Genomic DNA, 10,807 nt, shown 5'->3' with positions numbered 1-10,807 from the left:
TGCATATATGTGTAAAAGATGTTAAACTATGCGTGCACTTCTTTTGGCGTACCAACAATCAGGCAAAAAAGAACGGAAGTGTACTAACTTTTCAGGGTATGACATAGAGATGTCACCCAGCTGGTTTAGTTTACAGAAAAGGGCCTGAGCTGGCCTTCCCGACATACACGCGGGACCACATATACAGGACCGTATAGAAGAATTTAAATAGCTAACTTTCGTATAAAAACATGTCAGGAAACGAATCCCCGAAGCAAAAGGCGCTTGATTTAGCCGTTAAACAAATCGAAAAGCAGTTTGGCAAAGGCTCTATTATGCGCCTGGGTGATGCGCCCATTGCTACCATTGAATGCGTGCCAACAGGCTCGCTTGCCCTGGATTCTGCCCTTGGTATAGGGGGCGTGCCCCGCGGCCGCATCATCGAGATCTTTGGCCCTGAATCTTCAGGTAAAACCACCCTTGCCACACATATCATTGCTGAGGCCCAACGCATTGGGGGGACCTGTGCTTTTATTGATGCTGAGCATGCATTTGACGCAACGTACGCTGAGAAACTTGGTGTTGATGTAGACAACCTGCTGGTATCACAGCCAGACGCCGGTGAGCAAGCACTCAATATTTGTGATATGCTTGTTCGCAGTGGTGCGCTTGACGTTGTTGTTATTGACTCCGTTGCTGCACTTGTGACCCAGTCAGAGCTGGAAGGCGACATGGGCGACAGCGCAATGGGCTTGCATGCCCGCCTGATGAGTCAGGCAATGCGTAAATTGACGGGTACAATCAACCGTACCAAAACGGTGCTGATTTTCATTAACCAGATTCGTGAGAAAATCGGGGTGATGTTTGGTAACCCTGAAACGACAACTGGTGGCCGCGCCCTCAAGTTCTACTCCTCCGTGCGTATGGACATTCGGCGCATCGGCGCAATTAAAGACGGTACCGACGTTGTTGGTAACCGAACCCGCGTCAAAGTTGTGAAAAACAAAGTTGCACCACCTTTCCGCCAGGTTGAATTTGATATCATCTTTGGTGAAGGCATTTCTTCGCTGGGAGAATTGATCGACCTCGCTGTTGACAACGATATCATTCAGAAAAGTGGCTCCTGGTATTCTTACGGTGATCAGAAAATCGGGCAAGGTAGAGATGCAACCAAAACCTGGCTCAAAGAATCTGAGAAGCAACGGGCGGAAATCAAAACCCGCGTCAAACAGATCCTTGGCATGGAGCCGGCGCCACCAGAAGAGCAGCCTATGCCGCCTGTCAACGGAAAAGCAAAAGCCGTTGCGGGAGAAGGTTGATCTTCCGTGTACAACAGCTAAATTTTACAAGAGCCGCTTCGACGCATCGAGGCGGCTTTTTTATTAACTTCAGGTGCCGCACGCTACATATGTTCTAATAAGCACCCGGCAAACCCTGGTGTAACCCTCACCCTGTTTTGTTAACAACATAGAACAAACAAGAAAATGGGTGAGGGGCTGTGCATGCATGGTTCCGCGTTCACAGTTCAAGGTAGAGCAAAGCACTTTCAACCTTAAACCAGCAACCTTTAACCGAAAACAGGTATGCCAAGAAAAGTAGTTGTGATTGATGGTTGTCGTACGCCCTTCCTGCGCGCCGGCACCAACTACCTGGATTTGATGTCGTATCAGCTCGGCGGCTTCGCCATTAAAGGGCTACTCACTAAAACAGGACTCGATCCGGCTGTAGTTGATCGGGTTGTGCTTGGCGCTGTGATCTCTAATATTAAAACGCCGAATGTTGCCCGGGAAAGCGCGCTCACTGCAGGAATCCCGAATACAACACCTTGCCACACCGTTTCTCAGGCGTGCATCTCTGCCAACCGGGCCATTGCTGATGGGTACCTGGAAATCATGGCTGGCCGAGCAGACGTAGTGATAGCTGGCGGCGTCGATAGCACATCTGATACACCGATTCAGTTTCGTAAAGCCATGCGTAACAAGCTGTTCAAAGCGCAAAAATTGCGCGGCATTGGCGATACGTTGAAATTCGTTTTCTCACTCAGGCCGGCAGACTTCTTCCCCGAGCGCCCCAAGGTTGCTGAATACACTACAAACAGGGTCATGGGGCAAGATTGCGACATCATGGCTGCGCGCTTTGAGATTTCTCGAGAAGCCCAGGATGCTTATGCCGTGCGATCGCATCAATTAGCAGCTGCGGCACAAGAAGCCGGGCACTTACAGGAAGAAATGGTGGACGTGGCGCTGCCGCCGCGATTTAAATCTATTGCAGCAGACAACGGTATCCGTGGGGACTCAACACTCGAAAAAGTCAAACGACTTCGTCCTGCTTTTGATAGAAAATTTGGCACCCTGACTGCTGCAAATTCGTCTTTTCTCACAGACGGGGCAGCTGTATCGTTGCTGATGTCTGAAAAGAAAGCAAAGGCCCTTGGGTTAACACCAAAAGCAGAAATTGTCGACTACGCCTTTACGGGGCAGGATTTGAACGATGAGCTGTTGCTTGGTCCAACGTTCGCGGTTTCAGAAGCGTTGAAACGTGCAAAAATGAAGCTTGAGCAGTTTGATGTGATCGAGTTTCACGAAGCGTTTGCAGGACAGATCCTTTCCAACATGGCGGCACTATCGTCTGATACCTTTGCGCAAACCCATTTGGGGCGCAAAACAGCTGTCGGTGAGGTAAACATGGATAAGTTTAACCTCTGGGGTGGCTCGTTGTCTATCGGGCATCCCTTCGGCGCTACCGGGTCACGTATCCTCACAACCACTGCAAACCGGCTCATCAAAGAGCAAGGCACGTACGGTTTACTTGCTGCCTGCGCTGCCGGCGCCCATGGTCATGCCATGATCGTCAAGCGTTATGCCTCTTGATCTGCATACTGCTGATTGCTGTACTACTAGTGTTGAAAGCCACCCAACGCCATGCGCATAGAAGATTTTATCGAGACAGAGCACAAAGACGGTATTACTACGTTTTGGCTGGACCATAAGCTGGAATCGCAAAACATCGTTTCGCCTGAGATCATAGAGATCCTGGACCGTGTTTTTGCTGACTTTGAAGCAGATCCGGACGCCCGTGCCGGCATTATCATCAGTCGCAAAGACAATTTCATAGCCGGTGCTGACATCAAGTCTTTTGCTATCGAGAAAAAGGGAGATTTCAGGCCAGCACAGGAGAAAGGCCATGCTTCCCTGGGTCGCATGGCAACAAGTAAAAAGCCAGTGATTGCGGCAATTCATGGTGCATGTATGGGCCTCGGGACTGAGTTAGCACTGGCTTGTCATGCCCGCATCGCAGCGAAAGACCCTGCTACCAAGTTTGCGTTGCCTGAAGTTCGGCTTGGGCTCTTGCCCGGTGGTGGTGGTACACAGCGATTGCCCCGGTTGGTGGGAATCCAGCGCGCCCTGGATATGATGTTGACGGGTAAAAATATCTATGCATATCAGGCAAAGAAAATGGGCCTCGTCGACGAGCTCACAGATCGCCACAAATTGCACCAGGCAGCAACTATGCTGGCGAGGCGGATGCTTGAGAAGCCATTTCAGCGGAAGCATAAAAAATCACTGTTTAACAGGGTACTCGAAGATACTGGCTTAGGTCGTTCAATTTTGTTTAGCCAGGCGCGTAAGCAAGCGTACAAACAGTCGCAGGGTAATTACCCGGCAGTGCCGGCCATCATTGATTGCGTAGAAACCGGGTATAAAGCCGGCATCAAAGCGGGCTACAAAAAAGAATTGGAGCTTTTTGAAACGCTGATGCTTACGCCAGAGAGTGCAGCGATGCGTCATCTCTTTTTTGCAATGACAGCCAATAAAAAAGCTCGATCAAGTGATAACGCTCAAGCTGTAGACAAACTTGCGGTCATTGGCGGTGGATTCATGGGAAGCGGAATTGCGGAAGTCAGCATCACAAATGGCTATGATGTCCTGCTTAAAGACATCAATGAAGACGTCTTGACTGGCGCAAAAAAGCAGATGTGGAAAGGCATTGCCAAGAAGGTTAAATATCGCTCCATAACCAAGGTGGAATCCGAGTTGATGATGGGGCGCCTGCATGGACAACTGACGTATGACAATTTTGGGCATGTTGATCTTGTCGTGGAAGCCGTAGTCGAAAAAATGGCCATCAAGAAAAAGATCATCGATGACATACAGGCGCATGGTAAACCTGATGTTATTATTGCATCTAATACCTCTTCGTTATCGATTACAGAAATGGCCGGCCACGCGAAAAGCCCGGAACTGGTCATTGGGATGCACTACTTTTCTCCGGTGCCCAAAATGCCGCTGCTGGAGATTGTCAAAACGCCGCAGACGGCACCCTGGGTCATTGATACCTGTTATGCGCTTGGCGTAGCACAGGGCAAAACCTGCATTGTTGTGAACGACAGTCCAGGGTTCTATGTAAATAGGATTCTTGCGCCCTACATGAATGAAGCGCTGTTGTTACTGGATGAAGGTGTAGGGATGGTGGCAATCGATAAAGCCATGCGCAAATTAGGGTTCCCGGTTGGGCCAATCACCCTGTTCGATCAGGTGGGACTTGATATTGCCGCGCACGTAGTGCATAGCAGCGAGAAAATTGTCGAAGGACGCGAAGGGTTTGATATCAGCCATAGCGTGGTCAAAATGTTCGAAGCCGGCCGGCTGGGTAAAAAGAATAAAAAAGGATTTTACCGCTATCACCCAAAAACCGGAAAACGAGATACGCCTGATGAAACGGCCTACCAATTTTTCAAAGGCAAAGGATCAAAAAAAATGGAGCGCTCGCACATTCAGCAACGCCTGCTGTTGTTGATGCTAAACGAAGCTGTTCTTTGTCTGGAGGAAGGTGTCATTGAATCTCCTGGAGATGGTGACCTCGGCGCAGTTTTTGGCATTGGCTTTCTGCCATTTACCGCAGGCCCATTCAAATACATTGACCAGTACGGTGCAGCCAACATTATAAAACAGATGGAGTCCATGGTCGATCAGTATGGCCCCAGGTATATGCCGGCTGAAACCTTGCGCAAACAACTCCACGCCGGCACAACATTTTATTCACCCGCATCTACTTAATCCCAATCGCTAAATAATGGAAGAGAAGACCCAATCGCTTGTCTGGTACAAAGTTCTTGAGCCCAATGAATTGCCAGAAGGGCGTGTGAAGCCTGTGACCTGTGCACACAAAACAGTGTGTATGACCCGCGTAGGTACGAATTATGGTGCACTGGACAACAGGTGCCCGCACCAGGGAGGACCGCTTGGGGAGGGGTCGATCGAAAATGGTTTACTACGTTGCCCCTGGCACGGGTGGGACTACGATCCTATCGATGGCAAAGCGCCGGGCTTTGATGACGGGGTTGAGACGTATCCGGTTGAGGTGCGTGAAGACGGTGTGTATGTTGGCTTGCTGGAAGAAGCGCCCCATGTAAGAACGGTCACCGATGTGATGGCTGAAACGATGGTGAATTGGGGTGTTCGTGTTGTTTTTGGCATGGTGGGGCACTCAAATCTCGGCCTTGCGGATGCCTTGCGGGTGCAGGAAGAAGCAGGTAACCTGGCGTATTACGGTATACGCCACGAAGGGGCCGCAGCGTTTGCGGCTTCGGCTTACGGGAAGCTCACAGGCCGGCCCGCGGCATGTTTGGCTATTGCTGGGCCGGGCGCAACGAACTTGCTAACGGGGTTGTGGGACGCAAATGTAGACCGATCACCTGTGCTCGCGCTCACCGGTCAGGTAGATACACAGGTACTCGGGCCGGGTGCGTTCCAGGAGGTGGATCTGATGGCTGCATATGGCAAAGTTGCCCAATGGAGCCAGACCGTACTCGACGGAAGTCGGCATGCTGAATTGATGAACCTCGCGTGTAAAAGTGCCATTATCAACAGGGGGGTATCACACCTGGTCTTCCCGGATGAAGTGCAGACCTTGCCGGCAGCTGAGCAGGCAAAAGCAGGTAAACCCAATGGACGCGTTGCGCAACAGCACATTGCGCCTCCGGCTGAAGCGATGGCAGAAGCATTGGACCTCCTGCAAAACGCAAAACGGCCAGTCATTATTGTTGGGCATGGCAGCAGGTTCAACATGCCTGAGATTATGGCACTGGCTGAGGTGCTTAAATGCCCGGTTATCACAACCTTTAAAGGCAAAGGCTTGATTTCAGACAGCCACCCACAGGGCTGTGGTGTACTCGGACGAAGCGGGACACCGATTGCCAGTTACTTCATGAACGAAGCTGATGTATTGCTCGTCATGGGCGCTAGCTTCAGCAATCACACCGGGATTACCCCTAAAATCCCAACGATTCAAATTGATTTTGATGCGATGGCTTTGGGGCGATTTCACAGCATTGATGTGCCGCTTTGGGGGGAGATCGGGGTTACGGTACAGCTGCTCCGGCACAATATCGAAGAAGCGTCGCTTGGCGTAGTAGATCAGGTGCCTGAAATTGCTGAACGGTGGGATATCTGGCGTGAAGAGAAAAATCGGCGTTTGTTAGATAGCAGAGGAGAAGGGATCAACTCTGCGGTTATTTTTGCGGCGCTCACAAAACAAGTCCCGGATGATGCGATCATTGCTGTTGATGTGGGTAACAATACCTACTCATTTGGCCGGTATTTTGAATGCAACCAGCAAGCGATTCTGATGTCAGGGTATTTGGGGTCGATTGGATTTTCATTCCCTGCGGCGATGGGCGCCTGGGCTGCTACGCAGCAAGCGGGATCGCCGTTTGCCGGCCGGTCTGTTGTGTCGGTTTCCGGTGATGGCGGTTTTGGTCAATACCTTGCGGAGCTCACAACTGCGGTAAAGTACGGGATGAACATCACCCACGTATTGCTGAACAATGCAGAGCTAGGCAAAATTTCCAAGGAGCAACGCGCTGGGGAATGGGATGTGTGGCAGACGGCATTGCACAATCCAGACTTCTCAAAATATGCTGCGTTATGTGGTGCACAGGGCATCCGGGTTGAGCGGCCTGAAGACCTGGAAGATGCATTGGCAAGCGCGCTGTCGCACAATGGCCCGAGCCTGGTTGAAGTTATGGCTGATCCGTTGCTGATTTAAAAAGTAGCGGTTTGATCTTAAGCAAATTGCTCTTCTTTTTCAAAAGCGGCAAGGGCTGCCATCATTTCGTCGAATAAGGGATTTGCTTCTTCCAGCGGCGGATCTTCAGGTGCGCAGTTTGCAGCATAAATGGGCTCTTTTAACACCACGCTTGCATGTGAAACGGCTTTGGGAATGGTAAACAGGGTGCACTTTTCTGGGTCTGCAATGTCGAATAGTGCCTTGATTCCGTCGATATGGGCCGCGTGATCACCTTCTGAATGGGCAGCGAAAATCCGCTTCGGAAAAGGAGCTTTTTGCTGGTTGTAGCCGGCCATAATACGGTCGGTATCTTTGATGAGTCGGCCCAACTGAATGGCGCCTCCTTTATCCATTCGCGCATACCGAAACGGATTGGCATTGATCAGAGGCTTGTTTTGCTCCAAACGTTCGAGGACGCGCGCGACCGGGGTGCGGAGCAGGCGTTCTGCAACTTCTCCCCAAAGCCCGCCAATACCCCCAGCAATGTCAAGCGCAGCAGAGAAGAGGTAAACGGAGCCGGTAATCCTGTTGTCGGTTGCTGCTGTGTAAAAACTTAGCGCTCCGCCAGCTGAGAGGCCGCCAATCGAGATGTGGTTCGTTCGGGTGCTTGCCTTTTCAAGAGCAAAGGCAATGTTTGCTTTCCAGTCTTTCAGGCGCACCTTCGTCATGCCGGCTGGTTTTCTTAATCCATGGCCACGCAAAAGGGGCAGGTAAACATCATAACCGAGTTGGCTATGAAAAAAATCGGCAATGGCACGCATGAAATGTGGGGAGTCGGTCAGGCCGTGAACCAGAATGATGGCTTTATCTGCTGGCTGGTCATGCTCAAAAACCTGCGGATGTGAACCGTCCCGCACGCCATCAGCAGCCACATAAGCGAAGGTGTTGTAGTAATCAAACCACTCGTGATCTCTCCCCGTTTGCCCCATGTTTTCCTGCTGTTTGTGTCTGGATGTCTTGCCTACAAGATCTGAAAAATAGGGGGATGGATCAACATACTGTATTTACTACCATTAGGGGCTGTTAATCGAGCTGTTTGGCATCTTCTACACTGTTTCCAAAACAACCACTCAAGCCGCTTTTTTAGTATACTGTCCACGAACCTGCATCTAACTGACCTCTATTTGCTTTATGACAGCACCAGCTGCACGCGCCAAATGCCTGATGATGGTCTCCCTGGTTTTCCTATGTGCCATGCTCCTTGTTGTACCGGTGATGGGACAAGAAATGCCGTATGACCGTGTGGCAGACGCCTACCCGAAAAACGAGCACATTAATATACTGCACTACACGTTTGCTATTTCCCTTGAGGATAATTCAGAAAGCATCGAGGTGGTAGCAACGATAGACGCGCGGTACACGGCAGGTGGACAAAACGAATTAAGGCTTGATTTGATAGGGGCCTCTGATGCAGCGCCTGACAAAGGAATGGAGGTGGCGTCCGTTACGTGGGCAGATGGTCCCCTGAAATTTGCACATCGAGATGACCAGGTATTCATCGATCTGGGCCGAGAGATTGAAGCAGGGGAGCTGATCCGGGTGGCAGTGAAATATCAAGGCGTGCCGGCAAAAGGACTCATCGTCGGGCCCAATAAACACGGCGATTTCACGTTTTTCAGTGACAACTGGTCCTCGCGCGCGCGACATTGGCTTGCAACGGTAGACCATCCGTATGACAAAGCAACCAGTGCGTTTGTGGTTACGGCACCAAATCATTTGCAAGTTGTGTCAAATGGATTGCTTGTAGAAGAAACTGATTTACCTGAAGGCAAGCGCCTAACACACTGGCACAACAGCGTTCCCATTTCAACGTGGTTATTTGCGCTTGGGGCGGCTGAGTTTGCGGTACAGTATGTGGATACCTTCGAGGGGAAGTCGATTCAGACCTGGGTGTACCGCCAGGATCGTGATGCCGGCTTTTATGATTTTGCTGTACCAACCAAGCAGTCGCTTGCCTTCTTTTCTGATCTCATTGGTCCTTTTGTGTACGAAAAGCTGGCGAACATCCAGTCCAATTCTGTAGGAGGGGGAATGGAGGCAGCTTCTTCGGTGTTCTATGGAGATAATTCTGTTACCGGCAATCGTGACAAGCGTTGGCAGCACGTTATCATCCACGAAATTGCGCATCAGTGGTTTGGCAATGCTGTCACCGAATACGACTGGAATCATCTGTGGTTGAGTGAAGGGTTTGCCACTTTCTATACCCTGGTTTTTCGTGAATACGCGTATGGCAAAGATGATTTCATCGCCGGCCTCAGAGATGCGCGTGAACGGGTGATAGCCTATTATGAAAAAGACTACGATTTCCAGATAATCAGAGATGAGTTGCCGGATTTGGATAAAGTGTCTGGCTCAATGATTTACCAAAAAGGAGCCTGGACCCTTCACATGCTGCGGGAAATGATGGGACGTGATACTTACAACGCCGGCGTGCGGGCATATTATGCCGAATTCATCAATAGCACAGCGCATACAGCCGACTTTCGCCGGCACATGGAGGAGGTGTCTGGTTTAGACCTTCGGCAATTTCTCGGACAATGGTTGTACCAGGGAGGGATACCCAGTCTGAACGGGAGCTGGTTGTACAGTGATGGGAAACTGCGCATTCAAATAGCGCAAGTGCAGGACAACTATGCGTTCGAGCTGCCGGTGGAGTTTGAAATTGTATACGCAGATGGCTCAACCGACCAGACAATCCTGCAATCAACAGGTGATGGTGCAATCATGTATGATCGTATGGTGGATAAACCCGTGGCAAACGTGATTATCGACCCTGAAGTCCGCCTATTGGCCAAATGGAAGTTTGGGCAGCGCTAAAGGAAACGCTGCCCAGTCCCAATGAATACGAATTAGGGTAGTGTTTAATACCGATTTTCGAGTGCCGAGAACTGAAGCAAGGAAATACGAAAACGGCAGACTAATCCCTCAACCTTTGTTTTGCATTTTCAGGGATAGCTAAGCAAAACCAGCAACCTTAAACCAGCAACCTTCAACCCACTAAATCTGAAAAGATTTAGCAAATTACACTACGCGTCGTCTTTGTCCTGGTCTTCTGGTTCTTCACCGTTAACGGTGGCTTCCGGCATTTCGTTGTTTTCAAACTGCATGCCGTCACCTTCGAGGAAAGGCAGCAAGGTGTCTTCTCCTTCGCCGGCGTCATACTCCGCGTAAAGCGGCGGCATGTCCTCGTTGTTTACGTCGATGTTGGTTTCTTCCAGCAGTTCTTCATCGATTTCAATTTCTGCCATCTCGTCAAATTCGATCGGCGAAGTTACTTCTTCTTCGAGGCCGTCGTCTACCGTTTCGAAGGTACTATCATGCGCGGCTGGTTGCTCTGGTGCTGGCTCCGTGGTGAGTTCGATGGTATGCTCGATGGTTTCTTCTGTATCAAGTGTAACCCGACCACGGTCGATATCGCGGAGGAGGGCACGGCCATAGTGTGCCTGGATGGTTTCGCGAAAGCTGTCGTACTCTGTGTCACTGAGGGTATCGCGATGTCGCGCATAGGCCGCCAGCATCGTCATGGGATGTTCACCACTAAGCAGATTCTCAGCTGCTTCCAGATTTTTGGCTTCGAGTTCAGCGGTCATCTCGGCAACGGATGCAGACACGCTGCTCAGCACCTCTGGATCTGAAGTGTGGCGAAGTGTTGCAACCTGGCTAACAACCTGGGCCGCTTCTTCCAGTTTCTTGCGGATTTCTTCAGCTTTGCGGCGCTCCTCGTGTACGTGCATGAGGTAGTTGCCGGCTTCAGCAAGCG

Annotated in this window: 7 protein-coding genes; 5 read left to right on the top strand and 2 right to left on the bottom strand. The window is 50.6% G+C overall.

Annotation, left to right across the window (positions count from 1 at the left end):
* Window positions 1-230: 230 nt before the first annotated feature.
* From recA to AAF564_11550, 4 genes are all read left to right on the top strand, one after another.
* Complete coding sequence (recA, locus tag AAF564_11565; GenBank protein ID MEM8486179.1) at window positions 231-1,298, top strand: recombinase RecA; 1,068 nt, start codon at window positions 231-233, stop codon at window positions 1,296-1,298.
* A 264-nt stretch (window positions 1,299-1,562) separates the two neighbouring features.
* Window positions 1,563-2,849 (top strand): acetyl-CoA C-acyltransferase, encoded by a 1,287-nt coding sequence (locus AAF564_11560; protein MEM8486178.1) that lies wholly within the window; start codon window positions 1,563-1,565, stop codon window positions 2,847-2,849.
* Window positions 2,850-2,900: 51 nt separating this feature from the next.
* Window positions 2,901-5,036: a 3-hydroxyacyl-CoA dehydrogenase NAD-binding domain-containing protein gene (locus tag AAF564_11555; GenBank protein MEM8486177.1), complete on the top strand. Its 2,136-nt coding sequence runs from the start codon at window positions 2,901-2,903 to the stop codon at window positions 5,034-5,036.
* Between the two features lie 16 nt (window positions 5,037-5,052).
* Complete coding sequence (locus AAF564_11550; GenBank protein ID MEM8486176.1) at window positions 5,053-7,026, top strand: thiamine pyrophosphate-dependent enzyme; 1,974 nt, start codon at window positions 5,053-5,055, stop codon at window positions 7,024-7,026.
* Between the two features lie 17 nt (window positions 7,027-7,043).
* Here the strand turns inward: AAF564_11550 and AAF564_11545 are convergent, their stop codons facing one another.
* A complete protein-coding gene (locus tag AAF564_11545; GenBank protein MEM8486175.1) occupies window positions 7,044-7,976 on the bottom strand; it encodes an alpha/beta fold hydrolase in 933 nt (310 codons plus the stop codon).
* 202 nt (window positions 7,977-8,178) lie between these two features.
* Here AAF564_11545 and AAF564_11540 point away from each other — a divergent pair, with 202 nt between their 5' ends.
* Window positions 8,179-9,864 carry a M1 family metallopeptidase gene (locus AAF564_11540; GenBank protein MEM8486174.1) on the top strand — a complete coding sequence of 562 codons (1,686 nt, stop codon included), beginning with the start codon at window positions 8,179-8,181 and terminating at the stop codon, window positions 9,862-9,864.
* Between the two features lie 209 nt (window positions 9,865-10,073).
* On the opposite strand, the gene AAF564_11535 is transcribed toward AAF564_11540, so the two are convergent.
* A partial coding sequence (locus tag AAF564_11535; GenBank protein ID MEM8486173.1) for a hypothetical protein occupies window positions 10,074-10,807 on the bottom strand: 734 nt, incomplete at its 5' end.

This window comes from Bacteroidota bacterium, assembly GCA_039111535.1.
Lineage (GTDB): Bacteria > Bacteroidota > Rhodothermia > Rhodothermales > JAHQVL01 > JBCCIM01.
Note: the sequence above shows the minus strand (reverse complement) of the source record. Positions and strands in the feature narration are given on the sequence as shown.